17 protein-coding genes are annotated in these 19,137 nt (G+C 67.7%); 1 reads left to right on the top strand and 16 read right to left on the bottom strand.

Annotation, left to right across the window (positions count from 1 at the left end):
• Positions 1–92 precede the first annotated feature (92 nt).
• On the bottom strand, positions 93–1,016 hold the full coding sequence (locus tag A6B37_RS19525; RefSeq protein ID WP_210405811.1) for a histone deacetylase family protein: 924 nt from the start codon (positions 1,014–1,016) through the stop codon (positions 93–95).
• Between the two features lie 10 nt (positions 1,017–1,026).
• Here A6B37_RS19525 and mltB point away from each other — a divergent pair, with 10 nt between their 5' ends.
• Entirely contained in the window at positions 1,027–2,181 is a 1,155-nt protein-coding gene (gene mltB, locus A6B37_RS19520; protein WP_102774879.1) for a lytic murein transglycosylase B, read from the top strand.
• Between the two features lie 221 nt (positions 2,182–2,402).
• Here mltB and cysM read toward each other — a convergent pair whose 3' ends face one another.
• From cysM to gyrA, 15 genes are all read right to left on the bottom strand, one after another.
• The gene (cysM, locus tag A6B37_RS19515; protein ID WP_102774880.1) at positions 2,403–3,311 is read right to left on the bottom strand and encodes a cysteine synthase CysM; all 909 of its coding nucleotides are present in this window, start codon (positions 3,309–3,311) and stop codon (positions 2,403–2,405) included.
• Between the two features lie 81 nt (positions 3,312–3,392).
• Positions 3,393–3,839 (bottom strand): DUF655 domain-containing protein, encoded by a 447-nt coding sequence (locus tag A6B37_RS19510; protein WP_102774881.1) that lies wholly within the window; start codon positions 3,837–3,839, stop codon positions 3,393–3,395.
• Positions 3,840–3,995: 156 nt separating this feature from the next.
• The gene (gene rfaD / locus A6B37_RS19505; RefSeq protein ID WP_111826673.1) at positions 3,996–4,988 is read right to left on the bottom strand and encodes an ADP-glyceromanno-heptose 6-epimerase; all 993 of its coding nucleotides are present in this window, start codon (positions 4,986–4,988) and stop codon (positions 3,996–3,998) included.
• Positions 4,985–5,926: a D-glycero-beta-D-manno-heptose-7-phosphate kinase gene (rfaE1, locus tag A6B37_RS19500; protein WP_102774883.1), complete on the bottom strand. Its 942-nt coding sequence runs from the start codon at positions 5,924–5,926 to the stop codon at positions 4,985–4,987. The genes rfaD and rfaE1 overlap by 4 nt, the downstream gene beginning before the upstream one ends.
• Positions 5,923–7,137 (bottom strand): lipopolysaccharide assembly protein LapB, encoded by a 1,215-nt coding sequence (lapB, locus tag A6B37_RS19495; protein ID WP_102774884.1) that lies wholly within the window; start codon positions 7,135–7,137, stop codon positions 5,923–5,925. Before lapB ends, rfaE1 begins: the two co-directional genes overlap by 4 nt.
• A 51-nt stretch (positions 7,138–7,188) precedes the next feature.
• The gene (locus A6B37_RS19490; RefSeq protein WP_102774885.1) at positions 7,189–7,503 is read right to left on the bottom strand and encodes a LapA family protein; all 315 of its coding nucleotides are present in this window, start codon (positions 7,501–7,503) and stop codon (positions 7,189–7,191) included.
• A 156-nt stretch (positions 7,504–7,659) separates the two neighbouring features.
• Positions 7,660–8,019, bottom strand: coding sequence for an integration host factor subunit beta (locus tag A6B37_RS19485; RefSeq protein WP_013392394.1), 360 nt, complete (start codon positions 8,017–8,019; stop codon positions 7,660–7,662).
• A gap of 3 nt (positions 8,020–8,022) precedes the next feature.
• A complete protein-coding gene (rpsA, locus tag A6B37_RS19480) occupies positions 8,023–9,735 on the bottom strand; it encodes a 30S ribosomal protein S1 (protein WP_168202253.1) in 1,713 nt (570 codons plus the stop codon).
• 153 nt (positions 9,736–9,888) lie between these two features.
• On the bottom strand, positions 9,889–10,584 hold the full coding sequence (cmk, locus tag A6B37_RS19475) for a (d)CMP kinase (protein WP_102774887.1): 696 nt from the start codon (positions 10,582–10,584) through the stop codon (positions 9,889–9,891).
• 13 nt (positions 10,585–10,597) lie between these two features.
• Complete coding sequence (gene aroA / locus A6B37_RS19470) at positions 10,598–11,920, bottom strand: 3-phosphoshikimate 1-carboxyvinyltransferase (RefSeq protein ID WP_102774888.1); 1,323 nt, start codon at positions 11,918–11,920, stop codon at positions 10,598–10,600.
• Between the two features lie 5 nt (positions 11,921–11,925).
• A complete protein-coding gene (locus A6B37_RS19465; RefSeq protein ID WP_111826672.1) occupies positions 11,926–12,828 on the bottom strand; it encodes a prephenate dehydrogenase/arogenate dehydrogenase family protein in 903 nt (300 codons plus the stop codon).
• Positions 12,825–13,946, bottom strand: a complete 1,122-nt coding sequence (gene hisC / locus A6B37_RS19460; RefSeq protein ID WP_111826702.1) for a histidinol-phosphate transaminase — start codon at positions 13,944–13,946, stop codon at positions 12,825–12,827. The genes A6B37_RS19465 and hisC overlap by 4 nt, the downstream gene beginning before the upstream one ends.
• Before the next feature lie 11 nt (positions 13,947–13,957).
• A complete protein-coding gene (pheA, locus tag A6B37_RS19455) occupies positions 13,958–15,043 on the bottom strand; it encodes a prephenate dehydratase (protein WP_111826671.1) in 1,086 nt (361 codons plus the stop codon).
• Positions 15,036–16,166 carry a 3-phosphoserine/phosphohydroxythreonine transaminase gene (serC, locus tag A6B37_RS19450; protein ID WP_168202252.1) on the bottom strand — a complete coding sequence of 377 codons (1,131 nt, stop codon included), beginning with the start codon at positions 16,164–16,166 and terminating at the stop codon, positions 15,036–15,038. Before serC ends, pheA begins: the two co-directional genes overlap by 8 nt.
• The gene (gyrA, locus tag A6B37_RS19445; protein ID WP_102774892.1) at positions 16,166–18,835 is read right to left on the bottom strand and encodes a DNA gyrase subunit A; all 2,670 of its coding nucleotides are present in this window, start codon (positions 18,833–18,835) and stop codon (positions 16,166–16,168) included. Before gyrA ends, serC begins: the two co-directional genes overlap by 1 nt.
• Between the last annotated feature and the right edge of the window lie 302 nt (positions 18,836–19,137).

The raw sequence follows: 19,137 nt of genomic DNA, 5'->3' as shown, positions 1-19,137 counted from the left end.
TACCAATACCTTCATCCCGCTGTCTCCAAAATGAAAACGAAATAGTTGCCCCGGCTTGCGCCGGGATTGCAGTGCACAATTTTTTCCTGATTCTACAGCTTAGCCAGGGCTCGTATGTGCGCGACGACGCTGCGCCCCAAAGCTGACAAGTTGTAACCGCCTTCCAGCGTGCTGACGATCCGCCCCTGGCAGTGGCGCTCGGCCACTTCGACCAGCCTGTCGGTGATCCACGCGTAGTCGGCTTCGACCAGGCCCATCTGGCCCATGTCGTCCTCGCGGTGCGCATCGAAGCCGGCCGACACCAGGATCAGTTCGGGCCGGTGCGCCTCCAGCCTGGGCAGCCAGGAGTCGCTGACGATGGCCCGCACGGCGGCGCCCGCCGTATACGCGGGCACGGGCACGTTCAGCATGTTCGCGGCCGGGTGGTCCGCGCCGCTGTTCGGAAAGAACGGATGCTGGAAGAAACTGCACATCAGGACGCGCTCGTCGCCGGCAAAGACTTCTTCGGTGCCGTTGCCGTGGTGGACGTCGAAATCGACGATGGCCACGCGCGCCAGGCCGTGGAATTCCAGCGCATGCTGCGCCGCAATGGCGACGTTGTTGAGAAAGCAGAATCCCATGGCCTGCGAACGGCAGGCATGGTGGCCGGGCGGCCTGACCGCGCAGAACGCCGTGCGGGCTTCGCCGCCCATCACCGCATCCACCGCCGCCACCCCCGCGCCCGCGGCGTAAAGCGCGGCCTCGTAGGTGTGCGGATTCATCAGCGTGTCGGGATCTATCGGGAAATACCCTTGTTCGGGCGTGTTTTCGCGCAGACTGTTCAGGTACTGGACGGTATGCACGCGCAGCACGTCGTGACGCGACGCCTGCGGGGCCTGGCGGTCGTCCAGGTAAGGCATCAATCCGCTCGCAAGCAGCTGGTCGGAAATGGCGTCCAGCCTCTGCGGGCTTTCGGGATGCCAACTGCCCATTTCATGCAAGCGGCATGCCGGGTGGGTAAGATACATGGTCTCCATAAGGAAGATTATGTTCATCTGTCGGCGAATACTGCAACTCGGAACCCTTTGCGCCTTGCTGGCGGGCTGTACCACCACCGCCCCCACCGCTACCGCCCCGGCCTCGCCATCCGCCGCGGCCTCGTCCTCTCCCGCTCCCATCCGCATCGGACCCAGTGCGCCGACTCCAGGCTCCGGACTGGCCGACGACGGCCCCGCCGCCCTCGGCGCCAACGGCGCGCTGCGCCCGGAAGTCCGTTCATTCGTGGAAAGCCTGGCCGCCGAGCGCCAGCTGCCGCTGGCGCCCATGGTCGCCGCGCTGGAGGGCTCGCGCTATAACGCCACGGTGGCGCGCCTGATTGCGCCGTCGCCCCCGGGCAAGAAAATCTGGCGCAGCTGGCTGACGTACCGCTCGCGCTTCGTGGAACCCAAGCGCATCGGCTGGGGCGTGGACTTCTATAACGAAAACCGCGACCTGCTCAACCAGGCCGCGCAGCGCTTCGGCGTACCTGCGCCCATCATCGCATCCATCATCGGCGTGGAAACGCTGTACGGGCGCAATATGGGCAATTTCCGCGTGCTGGACGCCCTGACCACGCTGGCTTTCGATTATCCCGATCCGGCCAAGCCCGAACGCGCCACCATGTTCCGCGGGCAGCTGGCCGACTTCCTCACGCTGGCCATGCAGGACAAGCTCGATCTGGAAACCCGCGGCTCGTACGCGGGCGCCATCGGCATGCCGCAGTTCATGCCCACCAGCGTGATGCATTACGCCGTGGACGGCGACGACAACGGCCATATCGACCTGAGCAACAACACCCGCGACGCGATCATGTCGGTGGGCAGCTTCCTGTCCCAGCACGGCTGGCAGCGCGGCCTGCCGGTGTTCGCTCCCGTGATCCTGCCGGTCGATCCCGCGCCGCTGGTCGACGGCGGCCTCGAACCCAAGCAAAGCTGGAACTCGCTGACCGCCGCCGGCGCGCGCCTGCGCCCCGGCGCCTCCGCCGACGGCTGGACCAGCCAGCCGCTGGGCGTGGTCGACCTGGTGGAAGAAGCCCGCGGCACCGCGCAGTACCGCGTGGGCACGCCCAACTTCTTCGCGCTGACCAAGTACAACCGTAGCTATTTCTACGCCACCTCGGTGGCCGACCTGGCCGACGAGATCGAGGCGCGCGTGGGGCGGTGATGAGGGGGCTTTGTGGTGGCCGTAGGATGGGTGCAGCGCGAGAGTCCTTGAGCAAGAACTCAAATATCCAGCGCGCGTAACCCATCTGGCGGCGAGCCAAAATGCCGGCTTGGGCCGGCTGATGGGTTACGCGCGTTGGGCGGTGGGGTTCTGGGTCAGGGCGTCTCGCGCTGCACCCATCCTACGCCGTCCACGCCATCCACCATCTACACCATCAACGGTCAGTTGAAAACGCCGGTGGACAGGTAGCGGTCGCCGCGGTCGCAGACGATGAACACGATGGTGGCGTCGTTGACGCGCTCGGCCACGCGCAGCGCGGCGACCAGGGCGCCGGCCGACGAGATGCCGCCGAAGATGCCTTCTTCGGCGGCCAGGCGGCGGGCCATGACCTCGGCTTCCGTTTGCGCGATGGATTCGTAGGCGTCCACCCGGCTGCGATCGAAGATCTTCGGCAGGTAGGCCTCGGGCCATTTGCGGATACCGGGAATGGACGAGCCTTCGGCCGGCTGGGCGCCCACGACCTGCACGGCGGGATTGCGCGACTTGAGGTAGGTGGACACGCCCATGATGGTGCCGGTGGTGCCCATGGCGCTGACGAAATGCGTGACCCGGCCTTCGGTCTGGTTCCAGATTTCGGGGCCGGTGGTTTCGATGTGGGCGCGGGGGTTGTCCGGATTGGCGAACTGGTCCAGGACCAGGCCGCGGCCGTCGGCCTGCATTTCGGTGGCCAGGTCGCGGGCGTATTCCATGCCGCCCTTGTCGGCCGGCGTCAGGATCAGCTCTGCGCCATAGGCGGTCATCGCCGCGCGGCGCTCCAACGACAGGTTGTCCGGCATGATGAGGATCATGCGGTAGCCGCGCATGGCGGCCGCCATGGCCAGCGCGATGCCGGTATTGCCGCTGGTGGCTTCGATAAGGGTGTCGCCCGGCTTGATGTCGCCGCGCTCTTCCGCGTGCTTGATCATGGACAGCGCGGGACGGTCCTTGACGGAACCGGCGGGGTTGTTGCCTTCCAGCTTGGCCAGGATGACGTTGCCCCGCGCGGCGCCCGCGGCTCCGGGGATGCGCTGCAGGCGCACCAGCGGCGTGTTGCCGACGGTTTGCTCGATAGTGGGATAGGTAGTAGTCATGCGGATGATGATAACTCCGCCCGGCGGCGCGCGGCGGCTAAATCCGCGCTGCCGCCAGGGCCACCGGCGCGGACGCCGGCGTCAGGGTTTGGCGCGGGCCGGCGCCGGCCTTGCGGCGGCGGGCTTCGGCGCCGCGGCCGCCTTGCCCACCTGCAGGCCCGCGGCCTCCAGGGCCTGCGCCTTTTTCGCGCCGATGCCGCGCACGCGTTCGGCCAGGTCGTCGAGCGATTCGAACTTGCCGCCGCGCTCGCGTTCCTGGACGATGATTTCGGCGGTGCGCGGGCCGATGCCGCGCACGCCTTCGAGCTGCTGCACGCTGGCCTGGTTCACGTCCACCGCCTGCGCCGGCGAGGCCGCCAGGCCCAGCCCCGCGGTCAGCAGCAGCGCGCCCAGCGCCTGCCGCAACGGGCGCGGCTGCGCGGCGCACGGCTGGCCGCCGGCCTGGCGCTGGCGCCCGGGCCGGGCGGCGCTGCGCCATTGCGTGGACGGCGACGGCCGCGCCGTGACGGAATGTAGGAACGGGTTCATGCGAGTCTCCTGAAGGACCGGGCGCGACGGTTGTCGAGCCACGCAGCGATCATGCCGCGCGGCCCGTCGCCAGGAGTTCGCCGTGAATGAAAACATCCACCCCGGAAACCCGCGGGTGGATGTGGTCTGCGTGGGGCGATGCCCCGCGCGCGGGCGCTAGCGCGTCAGGTTGCGCCAGTACCGCACGTACTCCGACACGCCGGTGCGCACGTCGCGCATGGGCGCCTGGAAACCGGCCGCGCGCAGGCGCGAGACGTCGGCCTGGGTGTAGCTCTGGTAGCGGCCCTTGAGGTCGTCGGGGAACGGGATGTAGCGGATCAGGCCCTGCTCGACCAGCTGCGCCAGCGGCAGTTCGGCCTCGCAGCGTTCGGCGCGCAGCGCATTGACCACGCCGGCGGCCACGTCGTTGAACGGTTGCGCCCGGCCGGTGCCGCAGTTGAAGATGCCCGACTGCTCCGGATGGTCCAGGAAGTGCAGGTTCACCGCCACCACGTCCTCGACGGAAATGAAGTCGCGGCTCTGGCCGCCGTCGGGGTAGCCGTCCCAGCCCGCGAACAGGCGCACGTGGCCGTGTTCCAGGAACTGGTTCATGTTGTGGAAGGCCACCGAGGCCATGCGGCCCTTGTGCTGCTCGTGCGGGCCGTAGACGTTGAAGTAGCGCAGGCCCACCACCTGGGCCGTCAGGCTGTCCATGCGCCGGCGCAGGACCTGGTCGAACAGCAGCTTGGAATAGCCGTAGACGTTCAGCGGGCCTTCGTTGGCGGGGTCTTCCACGTAGACCGAAGAGCCGCCATAGACCGCGGCCGACGAGGCGTACAGGAAGGGAATGCGGCGCGCCTGGCAGAACTCGAACAGTTCCAGCGTGACGCGGTAGTTGTTGTCCAGCATGTAGCGGCCGTTGCGCTCGGTGGTGTCCGAGCAGGCGCCCTGGTGCAGGACCGCGCGGACCTCGCCGATGCTGCCGTCGGCCACGCGGCGGCGGAAGTCGTCCTTGTCCAGGTAGTCGGCGATCTTGCAGTCGACCAGGTTGACGAACTTGTCGCCTTCGGTGAGGTCGTCGACGGCGATAATGTCTTCGATGCCCCGGCGGTTGAGCCCGCGCACCAGGTTGCTGCCTATGAAGCCCGCGGCTCCGGTAACGACGATCATGAGGATTCTCCAGCCAGTTCGGCGGCGGTGACGACGGACGTGCCCAGCTTGCCCACGGCGATGCCGCCGGCGCGGTTGGCCCAGCCCATGGCATCGGCCCACGGCAGGCCGATGGCGCGCGACACGGCCAGCGTGGCCAGCACGGTGTCGCCCGCGCCGGACACGTCGAACACCTCGTGCGCCTGCGCGTCGATGTGGTCGCGTCCCGCATCGGTAAACAAAGTCATGCCCTGCTCGGAGCGCGTCACGAGCAGGGCTTCCAGGTCCAGATCGGCGCGCAGCCGCTGCGCGCGATCGGTGAGTTCGGCCTCGGAATTCCAGCGGCCCACGGCCTGCTGCATTTCCGAGCGGTTGGGCGTGACCAGGGTGGCGCCGCGATAGCGGCTGTAGTCGTCGCCCTTGGGGTCCACCAGCACCGGGATGCCCGCGGCCCGCGCCAGCGCGATGAGCGACTCCACCCGGGTGAGCACGCCCTTGGCATAGTCGGACAGCACGATGATGTCGTGGTTGGCCAGGTGCCGGGCCAGCGCGGCGTCCACGCTGTCGAGCGCGGCCTGTTCGGGGTGCTGTTCGAAGTCCACCCGCAGCAGCTGCTGCTGACGGCCCAGCACGCGCATCTTCAAGGTGGTGTGCAGCGACGGGTCGGCGATCAGGTCGGCCTGGATGCCGGCCTCGGTCGACAGGCGGCGCACGCTGTCGCCGGCTTCGTCGGCGCCCAGCACGCCCACCAGGGTCACGTGGCCGCCCAGCGCCGCGACGTTGCGCGCGACGTTGGCGGCGCCGCCCAGGCGGTCTTCGCGGCGCGCCACGCGCACCACCGGCACCGGCGCTTCCGGCGAGATGCGTTCGACCTCGCCGAACCAGTACCGGTCCAGCATCACGTCGCCCACCACGAGCACGCGGCTGTGCGAGATGGCTTCGGCGGGAAAAGATTTCATTCGAGTTCTTCCAGGCGGCGCGGCGCGTAGGTCTCCCAGGCGTTGCAGCCGGGACATTGCCAGTAAAAACGACGCGCCTGAAAACCGCAACTGCGGCATGCGTAGCGGTCGAGCCGCTGCGTATGCTTGTGGATCAAACTGCGCAGCAGCGTCAGGTCGGCGCCCGGTACCGGGCCGTGGTCGGCGTCGCCCTCGCCATTGGCCAGTTCGGCCTCGAGCAGGCGGTCCAGGCCCAGCAGGGACGGATGGCTGCGCAGCGCGCCGCGCGCGAACGTCCAGGCCGGCGCGGCCCCCTGCTGCACGCGCAGCTCGCGGAACAGCACGTTGAACAGGTCCAGCGAGGCATGGCGCGCGTACTGCTTGAGCAGCACGTCCAGCCCGGCCTGTTCCTGGTGGGCGGCGCGGTAGTTGGCCAGCACCTGCTCGGCGACCAGGCCCGCGTATTCGGGGGCGTCGTTCATGACCGATTCCAGGTACAGGCGCTCGCGCTTGGGGTCCTGTTCGGTCAGGGCCAGGCGCGCGCGCAGCATCGCGGTGCGCACCATGGCGCCGCGGCTGGAGGCGGCGTCTATGCCCGACAGCGCATGGTCGGCCGCGTCCAGCGCCTTGTGGGCGGCGTCGATGTCGGCCGGCTTGGCCGCCAGCGCGGACTGCGCCTGCTCGCAGTAGTAGTGCACGATCTGCGGCACCGGCTCGTCGACCAGGCCTTGCAGCGTCTTGACGGCCTCGATGGCGCGCGGCCAGTCGTGCTCGGATTCGTAGATGCGGATCAGCGAGCGCAGCGCCGGCAAGGCGTAGCGGGTGTCCTTGAGCAGCTCGAAGCCGCTTTCGGCGCGATCCAGCATGCCGGCCTTGAGGAAATCCTGCGCCAGTTCGTGCTGGGCGTGTTCGCGCTCGGCGGCCGGCAGGTCGGAGCGGTTGAGCAGGCTCTGGTGCACGCGGATGGCGCGTTCCATCTCGCCGCGGCGGCGGAACAGGCTGCCCAGCGCGAAGTGCAGCTCGGTGGTTTCGGGGTCGAGCTTGGCGACTTCGACGAAGGCGTCGATGGCGCGGTCCGGCTCTTCATTGAGCAGGAAGTTCAAGCCGCGGAAATAGGAGTCGGGCAGGCTGCGGGTTTCCCGCAGCATTTGCCGGATGTCGAAGCGCGCGGCCAGCCAGCCCAGCGCGAACAGCACCGGCACGAAAATCAACCACCAAGGTTCAAAATCCACTGTTCAGGCCCTTGCGGCAGGTCGGTACGGAAAACGAGATGGGCAACGGCATTACAGCGGCGACATCGGCGCGACGGCTTCGGGCGGCACGGCCGGCGTGGTGCCGTTGACGGCGGCCTGGACGCGGTCGAGCTCGCGGCGCAGGCGCATGGCCTCGCGGCGGCGGCGCACGGCGGCGGGCACGGTCAGCAGCAGGCCGAACAAGGCGCCCAGCACGAAAACCACCAGCATCACGACGATGAGCGGGACGTCCTGCACCACGTAGTCGGCGTAGAACTTCACGGCGACCGGATCGGTGTTTTTCAAGGCGAACATCAATACCGCAACGAACACGAGCAATCGCAGGGCCCAGACGAGGTAGCGCATGGCGCATGCTCCTTAGAAATCGAGACTTTCAATTGTAAGCGACGTCTCCCGCCCGCCGCGAGAAAAAACCCGGCCCGCAAAAACAAAGCCCCTTGATTGCTCAAGGGGCCTGGTTCGCGGTCCGATCCGCCCGAAGGCAGCCTTTCAGCCGTGCCGTCAATGCATGGCGTGCAGACTCACCATCGACGGCATCGGTTCACTCGATCCGGAGGATTGAGCGTCCTCATCGTTGCCGCCGGCCAAGTCCACCCGCTCGCGCAATTCCTTGCCCGCCTTGAAGTGCGGCACCTGTTTGCCAGGCACCAGCACCTGTTCGCCGGATTTCGGGTTGCGCCCGATTCGGGGAGACCGCTGCGACAGCGAAAAGCTGCCAAAACCGCGGATCTCGATGCGCTGGCCCGAGGCCAGGGCCTGGGTCATCGCATCGAGCACGGTCTTGACCGCGTAATCGGTGTCGCGGGCGGCCAGCTGAGGATAGCGGGCCGCCAAGGCGGCGATCAGCTCCGACTTGGTCACGAATTAACCGTCGTTGCGCTGTTGGTCCAGCTTGGCCTTCAGCAGCGCGCCGAGGTTGGTGGTGCCGGACGAGGCGCTGGCATCGGACATACGCTGGATCGTTTCGGCGGTCTCGGCGTTGTCGCGGGCCTTGATCGACAGCTGGATCGAACGCGTCTTGCGGTCGATGTTGACGATCATGGCTTCGATGTTTTCGCCGACGCTCAGGACGGTGGTGGCATCTTCGACGCGGCCCGAGGAGATCTCGGAAGCGCGCAGGTAGCCTTCGACGTCCACGGACAGCGTCACGACGGCGCCCTTGGCTTCGACCGACTTGATGGTGCCCGGAACCACGGCGCCCTTGTCGAAAGTGGCGACGAAGTTGTTGAACGGGTCGCCTTCCAGCTGCTTGATGCCCAGCGAGATGCGTTCCTTGTCGGTGTCGATGCCCAGGACCACGGCTTCGATCTCGTCGCCCTTCTTGAAGTTGCGCACGGCTTCTTCGCCAGCTTCCGTCCACGACAGGTCGGACAGGTGGACCAGGCCGTCGATGCCGCCGGGCAGGCCGACGAACACGCCGAAGTCGGTGATCGACTTGATGGCGCCGCGGACCTTGTCACCACGCTTGAAGTTGGTGGCGAACTCTTCCCACGGGTTCTGGCGGCACTGCTTCATGCCCAGCGAAATGCGGCGACGGTCTTCGTCGATTTCCAGGACCATGACTTCGACTTCTTCGCCCAGGGTCACGACCTTGCGCGGATCGACGTTCTTGTTGGTCCAGTCCATTTCGGAGACGTGCACCAGGCCTTCGATGCCGGCTTCGACTTCAACGAACGCGCCGTAGTCGGTCAGGTTGGTGACCTTGCCGAACAGGCGGGTGCCTTGCGGGTAGCGGCGAGCGAGGCCGACCCACGGATCTTCGCCCAGCTGCTTGACGCCCAGCGAGACGCGGCTCTTTTCCTGGTCGAACTTGAGGACCTTGGCTTCGACTTCCTGACCCACTTGCAGGACTTCGGACGGGTGACGCACACGGCGCCAGGCCATGTCGGTGATGTGCAGCAGGCCGTCGATGCCGCCCAGGTCCACGAACGCGCCGTAGTCGGTGATGTTCTTGACCACGCCCTTGACCACGGCACCTTCGTGCAGGGTTTCGAGCAGCTTCTGGCGCTCTTCGCCCATGCTGGCTTCCAGCACCTGGCGACGCGACAGCACGACGTTGTTGCGCTTGCGGTCGAGCTTGATGACCTTGAATTCGAGGGTCTTGCCTTCGTACGGGGTGGTGTCCTTGACCGGGCGCAGATCCACCAGCGAACCCGGCAGGAACGCGCGGATGCCGTTGGTCATGACGGTCAGGCCGCCCTTCACCTTGCCGGTGATGGTGCCGGTGACCAGTTCGCCGTTCTCCAGGGCCTTTTCCAGTTGCAGCCAGGCCGACAGGCGCTTGGCGCGGTCACGCGACAGGATGGTGTCGCCGTAGCCGTTTTCCAGGGAATCGATGGCCACCGAGACGAAATCGCCGGGCTGCACTTCGAGTTCGCCCTGGTCGTTCAGGAACTCTTCCAGGGGGATCAGCGCTTCGGACTTCAGGCCGGCGTTGACGACGACGAAGTTGTGGTCGACGCGCACGACTTCGGCGCTGATGACCTCGCCGGACTTCATGTCCTGGCTCTTGAGGCTTTGTGCGAAAAGGTCGGCGAAGCTTTCGCCGCCGGTGGCGGTAGTGGAAACGGAAGACATGGGGTTGAAATCCATTGGGCCGCAATGGCCGTTAAAAACACACCGCAGCGGATTGCCCGCCACAGTGGAGTCAAAATACCTGCCTGCTGGCTTACCCTTGCGGGGTGGCCCGTGGGGGTGTCGCCTGGCTTGAGCAGGGCCTAAAAAACAAATCTATTCAGATCCGGACGCCGTGGCGCCCCAGAAATCCAGTATTGCCTGCACCGTTTCCGCAATCGTCAGATTCGACGAATCCAGTACGTGTGCATCCGCTGCGGGAGCCAATGGCGCGGCCGCCCGCCCGGTATCCCGTGCGTCGCGCTCGCGCATATCCCGCAAAAGGTCGTCTAGATTAGCAGAAATTCCCTTTTCGATCAACTGCTTACAGCGCCTCTGCGCCCGCGCGACCACGTCGGCGACCAGGAACACTTTCAGCGGCGCGTCGGGAAACACCACCGTGCCCATGTCGCGCCCGTCGGCCACCAGGCCGGGCGCCCGGCGAAAGGCGCGCTGGCGCTCGAGCAGCGCCTGGCGCACGCCGGGGAACGCCGCCACGCGCGAGGCGAAATTGCCGACTTCCTCGCGGCGGATGTCGTGGCCGACCTCCCTGCCCTCCAGGTAGATATGGGGGCCGTCGAAACGCACGTCCAGCGTCTCGGCCGCGCGCGCCACGGCGGGCTCGTCGTCGGCCGACAGGCCGCGCTCGATCGCCGCCAGGGCGGTCAGGCGATACAGCGCGCCGCTGTCCAGCACTTCCCAGCCCAGGGCCTTGGCGACCCGGTGGGCCACGGTGCCCTTGCCGGACGCGGTGGGGCCGTCGATCGTGATGACGGGAACGGCGGTGGAGAGTTCGGAGGAAGTCGAAGTCATGGAGTAATTGTCGCTAGGCCGCAACCAGGCCCGCGTAGACATCAAAGTAACCCGGGAAGGTCTTGCTGACGCAGCCGGGGTCGAGAATACGTACGGCCGCGGGGCCGAACGCCGCCAGCGAGAAGCACATCGCCATGCGGTGGTCGTCCCAAGTGCCGATGTGCGCGTCGCGCCAGCCATCGGCGGCCGGCGGCGTGACCCGCAGCCAATCCGGCCCCGATTCCACCTGCGCGCCCAGCTTGGCCAGCTCGGTCTGCATGGCGTGGATGCGGTCGGTTTCCTTGACGCGCCAACTGCCGATGTTGCGCAGCCGGCACGGGCCGTCGGCGTACAGCGCCAGCGCGGCCGCGGTCATGGCGGCGTCGGGGATCAGGTTGAAATCGGTGTCGAAGGCCTTCAGGCGCTCGCCCTGGGCCACGCGCGCGCCGGACACTTCGATCCAGCCGGGGCCGTAGCTGACCTGGGCGCCCATCCCGGCCAGGGTGTCGGCAAACGCGACGTCGCCCTGGATGCTGTCGGCGCCCACGCCGGTCACGCGCAGCGGACCGCCGCCGATCGCGCCCAGCGCCATGAAGTAGGACGCCGTGGACGCGTCGCCCTCGACCGCGATCTGCCCGGGGCTGCGATAGGACGCGCCGGCCTCGATGACGAAGCGGCTCCAGCCCTCGCGCCGCACCTGCACGCCGAAGCGCGCCATCAGGTTCAGCGTGATTTCGATATAGGGCTTGGAGATCAGCTCGCCGATGACCTCGATCGCCACCGGCTTGCCGCTGGCGCGCGCCTGCAGCGGCGCGGCCATCAGCAGCGCCGTCAGGAACTGGCTGGAGACCGACCCCTGTACCCGCGCCACCGCGTCGCCGGCGATTTCGCCGCGGCCGATGCGCAGCGGCGGATAGCCCGGCTGGCCCAGGTAATCGATGCGCGCGCCCAGCGCGTTCAAGGCGTCGACCAGGTCGCCGATGGGACGCTCGTGCATGCGCGGCACGCCCGAGAGCCGGTAGTCGCCGCCCATCAGCGCCAGCGCCGCGGTCAGCGGACGAATGGCGGTGCCGGCGTTGCCCATGAAAAGGTCGGCGCTTTCGACCGGAAAGCGCGGCACGCCCTGCACCGTGACGCGGCCGGCGTCCAGGTCCGAGACCTGCACGCCCAGCTGGCGCAGGGCGGCCAGCATCACGCGGGTGTCGTCCGAATCCAGCAGCCCGGTGATGGCCGTGCCGCCTTCGGCGATCGCGGCCAGCAGCAGCACGCGGTTGGAAATGCTCTTGGAGCCCGGCAGGGCCACTTCGCCCCGCGCCTGGCGCACCCGGGGCAGATCCAGATAAGGCAAAGCGCCCATGACAGCTACTCCTTGCGCCAGTTGCGGCGCGCCCGCGCTGCCGTCTCCAGCAGCGTCGACAAGGCCGCGCCGTCGCCCGCGGCGATGGCGTGCTCGGCCCGGTCCAGCACCGCGCGGACCTCGGCCAGCTCGGCCAGCATCGCGTCGCGGTTGGACAGGAAAATATCGCGCCACATCTCCGGCGAACCCGCCGCGATGCGCGTGAAATCGCGAAAGCCGCTGCCCGCCAGGTCCAGGCGGGTGGCGGCGTCGGCGGCCGTGGCCACCTGGTTCATGTAGACCGCCGACAACAGGTGCGGCAGATGGCTGACCGAGGCCAGCAGCCGGTCGTGCGCGTCGGCGTCCATGTCGATCACTTGCGAGCCGCAGGCCAACCAGGCGCGGCGCACCAGATCGACGCTGGCCGCGGAATTCCCGGGCAGCGGCGTCAGGATGACGGTGCGATCGCGATAGAGGTCGGCCTGCGCGGCTTCCGGTCCGGTGCGTTCGGCGCCGGCGATCGGATGGCCGGGCACGAACTGCGCCGCCCGCTCGCCCAGCGCGGCGCGCGCCGCGGCGGCCACTTCGGCCTTGGTGCTGCCGGCGTCGGTGAGCACGGCGCCGGCGCGCAGGTGCGCGCGCATGCGCGACAAGGCGTCGGCCAGGCCGCCCACCGGCGTGGCCAGCAGGATCAGGTCGGCGCGCGCGGCCGCCTCTTCCAGCGACACGGCCTCGTCGATCAGGCCCAGTTCGCGCGCGCGCGCCAGCGACTGCGGATTGCGTCCCGCCCCCAGCACCACGCCGACCTGCCCGGCGCTGCGCAGCGCCGCGGCGAACGAACCGCCGATCAGGCCCACGCCGACGACGGCCAATACAGGAATCAGGGGGCCAGCGGCCCCCTGATCGGAAGACAGTGCAGCGTCGTTCATGCTGACAGGATGGCGCCCAGCGCGTCGATGAAACGCTGATTCTCTTCGGGCAGGCCGATGGACACGCGCAGCCACTCGGGCAGGCCGTCTCCGGCCACCGGGCGCACGATCACGCCGCGCTTGAGCAGTTCGAGGTTGATGCGCGGCGCATCGCCCACGTGCACCAGCACGAAGTTGCCGTAGCTGGGCACGTAGCGCAGCTTCAGGGCCTCGAACGCGGCGCACAGCTGCGCCTTGCCGGCCTTGTTCAGGGAGTAGGCCTGCTGCAGGTAGGCGGCGTCGCCCAGCGCGGCCACGGCGGCGGCCTGCGCCAGCGTGTTGACGTTGAACGGCTGGCGCACGCGGTTGAGCAGGTCGGTCAGGGCCGGCTGCGCCACCGCGAAGCCCACGCGCAGGCCGGCCAGGCCGTAGGCCTTGGAGAAGGTGCGCGAGACGATCAGGTTGGGATAGCGGCGCACCAGCTCGGTGCTGTCGAAACGGAACTCGGGATCGAGGTATTCGTTATAGGCCTCGTCCAGCACCACCGTGACGCGCTCGCCGTGGGCGGCGTGCACGCGTTCGAGGAAGGCCGCGACCTGCTCGCCCGGCACGAAGGTGCCGGTGGGATTGTTCGGGTTGGCGATGAACACCAGGCGGGTGTCGTCGGCGATGGCGTCGAACATCGCGTCCAGGTCGTGGCCGTAGTCCCTGGCCGGCACCACGATGTGGCGCGCGCCGCGCGCCTGCGTGGCCAGGCGGTACACCGCGAACGAGTGCTGCGCGTACACGGCGGAAGCGCCCGGCTCCAGCAGCGCCAGCGCGGCGATTTCCAGGATGTCGTTGGAGCCGTTGCCCAGCGTGATCCAGTTCATCGGCACGCCGTAGCGCTCGGCCAGCGCGGCCTTCAGGTCGAAGCCGTTGGGATCGGGGTAGCGCGCCAGCGATTCGGCCGCGGCCAGCATGGCCTCGCGCGCCGAGCCGGGCATGCCCAGCGGGTTTTCGTTGGACGCCAGCTTGACGATGCCGGCCGGATCCAGCCCGAACTCGCGGGCCAGTTCTTCGATGGGCTTGCCCGCCTGGTAGGGGGCGATGGCGCTGACGTGCGCCGGGGCGGCGAGGGGCTTGGATGCGGTGGTCATGTTGTGGAGGCTCACGACGCCGGGTAGGAACCCAGCACTTTCAGGTAGGCGACCTGCGCCTGCAGGGCGGCAAGCGCGCGTTCGACGTTCGGATCGTTGCGGTGGCCCAGCACGTCGACGTAGAAATAGTATTCCCACTGGCCGGTGCGGGCCGGACGCGATTCGAAACGCGTCATCGACACGCCGTTGGCCGCCAGCGGGGCCAGCATTTCGTAGACCGCGCCGGCGCGGTTGGGCACGGCCAGGATCAGGCTGGTCTTGTCGCGGCCGCTGACCAGCGGCTCGATATTGCCGATGGCCAGGAACCGGGTGCGGTTCTGCGGGTCGTCCTGGATGCCGGCGGCGGCGATCTTCAGGTTCCAGGCGGGCGCGGCCACCTCGCCCGCGATCGCGGCGATGGAGGGGTCGGACGCGGCCGCGCGCGCGGCCTCGGAATTGCTGGACGCGGCCACGCGGGGTACGCCGGGATAGTGGCGCGTCAGCCAGCCCTGGCACTGGGCCAGCGCCTGCGGATGCGCGGAAATGGTCTTGATGCCGTCCATACTGCCGGACTGCGACATCAGGCAATGGCGGATCACCAGCGAACGCTCGCCCAGGATCTTGAGCGGCGTGTTCAGCAGCAGGTCCAGGCTGCGGTTGACGGCGCCTTCGGTGGAGTTCTCCACCGGCACCATGCCCACGTCGGCCTGGCCGGCCTCGACGGCGCGGAACACTTCATCGAAGGACGCGCACGGCAGCTGCTGCACGGCATGGCCGAAATGCTCCATCGCCGCCTGTTCGGAAAACGAGCCCTGCGGCCCCAGGAAGGCGACCGTCATGCCGCGTTCCAGGCCGCGGCAGGCCGAGATGATCTCGGTCCACACGGCCGCCACGCCCGCGTTCGGGAACGGGCCGGGGTTGGTCTGCTGCAGGCGCCGGATGACGTCGGCTTCGCGCTCGGGGCGCAGCACCGGGCCGTCGGCGTGCGCGGCGTGCTTGGCCTCGCCCACTTCGAGCGCGGCGCGCGCGCGCTGCGTCAGCAATTCGAGGATCTGCGCGTCCAGCGCGTCGATGCGTTGGCGCAGCGGAAGCAGCTTGTTTTGCAGTTCATCATCCATAGCGGCGCTCGAATTCCTTCAGATACTCGACCAGCGCCTGCACGGCGGCCAGGGGCACGGCGTTGTAGATGGAGGCGCGCATCCCGCCCACGCTCTTGTGGCCCTTCAGCTGCGTCAGGCCGGCGGCGTCCGCGCCTTGCAGGAAGGCCTCGTTGAGCGATTCGTCGCGCAGCACGAACGGCACGTTCATGCGCGAACGCACCGGCGCGTGTACAGGATTGCGGTAGAACGAGGTGCTGTCCAGGTAGCCGTACAGCAGGTCGGCCTTGGCCTTGTTGGCGGCTTCCATGCCGGCCACGCCGCCGTTGGCCTTGACCCACTTGAACACCAGGCCCGCGACGTAGATCGCGAAAGTGGGCGGCGTGTTGTAGCGCGAGTGCTCGGCGGCCACGTTGGCGTAGTCGAACGCGGACGGACAGATCGGCAGGGCATGGCCGATCAGGTCGCGGCGCGCGATGACGACGGTCACGCCCGCCGGGCCGGCGTTCTTCTGCGCGCCCGCATACAGCAGGCCGCAGCGCGTCACGTCCATGGGACGCGACAGGAAATGCGAAGAGGCGTCCACCACCAGCGGCACGTCGGGCGCGCCCAGCGCGGCGGTGTCCGGCCAGTCCATGAATTCGACGCCGCCGATGGTCTCGTTGCTGCACAGGTGCAGATAGGCGGAATCCTTGCGCACCTGCCAGGTCTCGACCGGCGGCACCCAGGTCAGCGGGGCCTGCTCGCGGCCGTCGAGCTCGACGGCCTGCTCGCTGCTGGCCGCAAGCTGCGTGCTGCCGTAGCGGCCGGCTTCCTTGTAGGAACGCTTGGACCAGTGGCCCGTGACCACGAAGTCGGCCGCCGGCGTGCCGCGGCGCCCCATGAGGTTCATGGGCACGATGGCGTTTTCCCCGGAACCCCCGCCCTGCATGAACATGACGGCGTAGTCCGCCGGCAGTTGCAGCAGGTCGCGCAGGTCCGATTCGGCTTCATCGCAGATCTGCACGAAGTGCTTGCCGCGATGGCTCATTTCCATCACGGACATGCCGCTGCCGTGCCAGTCCAGCATTTCCGCAGCGGCTTGCTGCAGCACCACCTCGGGCAAGGCCGAGGGGCCTGCCGAGAAGTTCCAGGGGCGGGCCATTATTGCTCCGTAGGTTCGGTCGAATCCGTCGTGTCGGCTGCGCCGTTGCCGTCGCCGCCATCCGTGCCCTGGCCGTCCTCGTCGAGGTCGCCGTCATCGTCCGCGTCGCTTTCCACGACCCGGCGCACGCCCGACAGCGAGCTGCCGTCGTCGACGTTGATGAGGGTGACGCCCTGCGTGGCGCGGCCCATTTCACGGATTTCCGAGACGCGCGTGCGCACCAGCACGCCGCCGGTCGTGATCAGCATGATCTCGTCCGAAGGCATGACCAGCACCGCACCCACCACCTTGCCGTTGCGCGAGCTGGTCTGGATGGCGATCATGCCCTTGGTGCCGCGGCCGTGGCGCGTGTACTCGGTGATCGGGGTGCGCTTGCCGTAGCCGTTCTCGGTGGCGGTCAGCACGCTCTGGGTTTCGTCGCCCGCGACCAGCAGCGCGATCACGGTCTGGGTGTCTTCCAGCATCATGCCGCGCACGCCGCGGGCGTTGCGGCCCATCGGGCGCACGTCGTTCTCGTCGAAGCGCACGGCCTTGCCGGCGTCGGAGAACAGCATGACGTCGTGCTTGCCGTCGGTCAGGTCGGCGCCGATCAGGTAGTCGCCGTCGTCCAGGTCCACGGCGATGATGCCGGCCTTGCGCGGATTGGAGAAGTCCGACAGCGGCGTCTTCTTGACCGTGCCGCGCGAGGTCGCCATGAACACGTAGTGGTCTTCGCTGAATTCCTTGACCGGCAGCACCACCGTGATCTTCTCGCCGTCGGCCAGCGGGAACATGTTGACGATGGGCTTGCCGCGCGAATTGCGCGTGCCCTGCGGCACTTCCCAGACCTTCAGCCAGTACACCCGGCCGCGGTTGGAGAAGCACAGCAGGAAGTCGTGCGTGTTGGCGATGAAGAGCTGGTCGATCCAGTCGTTTTCCTTCATGGCCGTGGCCTGCTTGCCGCGTCCGCCGCGTTTTTGCGAGCGGTATTCGGACAGCGGCTGGCTCTTGATGTAGCCGCCGTGCGACAGGGTCACGACCATGTCGGTCGGCGTGATCAGGTCTTCGGTGTCGAGTTCGGTTGCGTTGAGCTCGATTTCCGAGCGGCGCGAGTCCTTGGCGCCGGTCGAGAACTCGGCCTTGATGGCCTGCAGTTCCTCGCCGATGATGGTGGTGATGCGCTCGGGGCGCGCCAGGATGTCGAGCAGGTCGGCGATGGTGGACATGATGTCCTTGTATTCGCCGACGATCTTGTCCTGCTCCAGCCCGGTCAGGCGCTGCAGGCGCATGTTCAGGATTTCCTGGGCCTGCGTATCGCTCAGGCGGTACAGGCCGTCGCCCTGCAGGCCGAATTCGGCGCCTAGGTCGTCCGGGCGGAAGGCCGCGCGGCCTCCCGGCGTGTCGCCGTCGGCGCGCGACAGCATCTCGCGCACCAGCGACGAATCCCAGGAACGCGCCATCAGTTCCTGGCGCGCGACCGGCGGGGTCGGCGCAGCCTTGATGATGGCGATGAAGTCGTCGATGTTGGCCAGCGCCACGGCCAGGCCTTCCAGCACGTGGCCGCGTTCGCGGGCCTTGCGCAGCTGGAACACCGTGCGGCGCGTGACCACTTCCCGGCGGTGCTGCAGGAAGTAGTCGATCATCTGCTTCAGGTTGAGCAGGCGCGGCTGGCCGTCGACCAGCGCCACCAGGTTCATCCCGAAGGTGTCCTGCAGCTGCGTGTTCTTGTAGAGGTTGTTCAGGACGACCTCGGGAACCTCGCCGCGCTTGAGCTCGATGACCAGGCGCATGCCGTCCTTGTCGGACTCGTCGCGGATGTCGGAGATGCCTTCGATCTTCTTGTCGTTGACCAGCTCGGCGATGCGCTCCTGCAGCGTCTTCTTGTTGACCTGGTAGGGAATCGCGTCGACCACGATGGCCTGGCGGTTGCCCTTCTCCATGTCCTCGAAGTGGGTCTTGGCGCGCATGACCACGCGGCCGCGGCCGGTGCGGTAGCCTTCGCGCACGCCCGACATGCCGTAGATGACGCCGCCGGTGGGGAAATCGGGCGCCGGGATGAGCTCCATGAGCTCGTCGACCGAACACGCCGGATTGCGCAGGCAGTACAGGCAGCCGTCGACCACTTCCTGCAGATTGTGGGGCGGAATGTTGGTGGCCATGCCCACCGCGATGCCCGAGCTGCCGTTGACCAGCAGGTTGGGCAGGCGCGACGGCAGCAGCAGCGGTTCCTGTTCGCTGCCGTCGTAGTTGGGGCCGAAGTCCACCGTTTCCTGGTCGATGTCGGCCAGCAGCTCGTGGGCGATCTTGGCCAAGCGGATTTCGGTGTAACGCATCGCCGCGGCGTTGTCGCCGTCGATCGAGCCGAAGTTGCCCTGGCCGTCCACCAGCATGTAGCGCATGGAGAAATCCTGCGCCATGCGGACGATGGTGTCGTAGACGGACTGGTCGCCGTGGGGGTGGTACTTACCGATGACGTCCCCGACGATACGCGCCGACTTCTTGTAGGCGCGGTTCCAGTCGTTGTTCAGTTCGTGCATCGCGTAGAGCACGCGCCGGTGGACGGGCTTGAGGCCGTCCCGCACATCCGGTAGCGCCCGACCCACGATCACGCTCATCGCGTAATCGAGGTAACTGCGGCGCATCTCTTCTTCCAGCGATACCGGAAGCGTCTCCTTGGCAAAGGAATCCATATATATAACGACAGAATCGTGTAAGGAGGAACCCGGGCCGGGTAAACAGGAAATTCTATCATTCGATTCACCGAGCGGTCAGAAGGAGCGCCCCGGGACGCTCGCCGGCGGGCCCGGCCGGACGACATCCAGACCCGGCCGCCGGCGCGTCCGCCCGCGCCCTGCGGGCCTGTTGTCAAAAACCAACATGGAAAACCGATGGAGCGCCGAAAACGTCATATCCAGCGTCAATGCGCCTGTCCAGGGAAGCCAAAGCCCCCCAAATGCCTTAAGATTGTTTCCAGCACGCAGGAAACCCAGTA

It is taken from the genome of Achromobacter sp. HZ01, from assembly GCF_003267925.1.
In the GTDB taxonomy this organism is placed as follows: Bacteria; Pseudomonadota; Gammaproteobacteria; order Burkholderiales; family Burkholderiaceae_B; genus Achromobacter; species Achromobacter pulmonis_A.
This window is presented reverse-complemented; position numbering and strand designations above follow the sequence as displayed.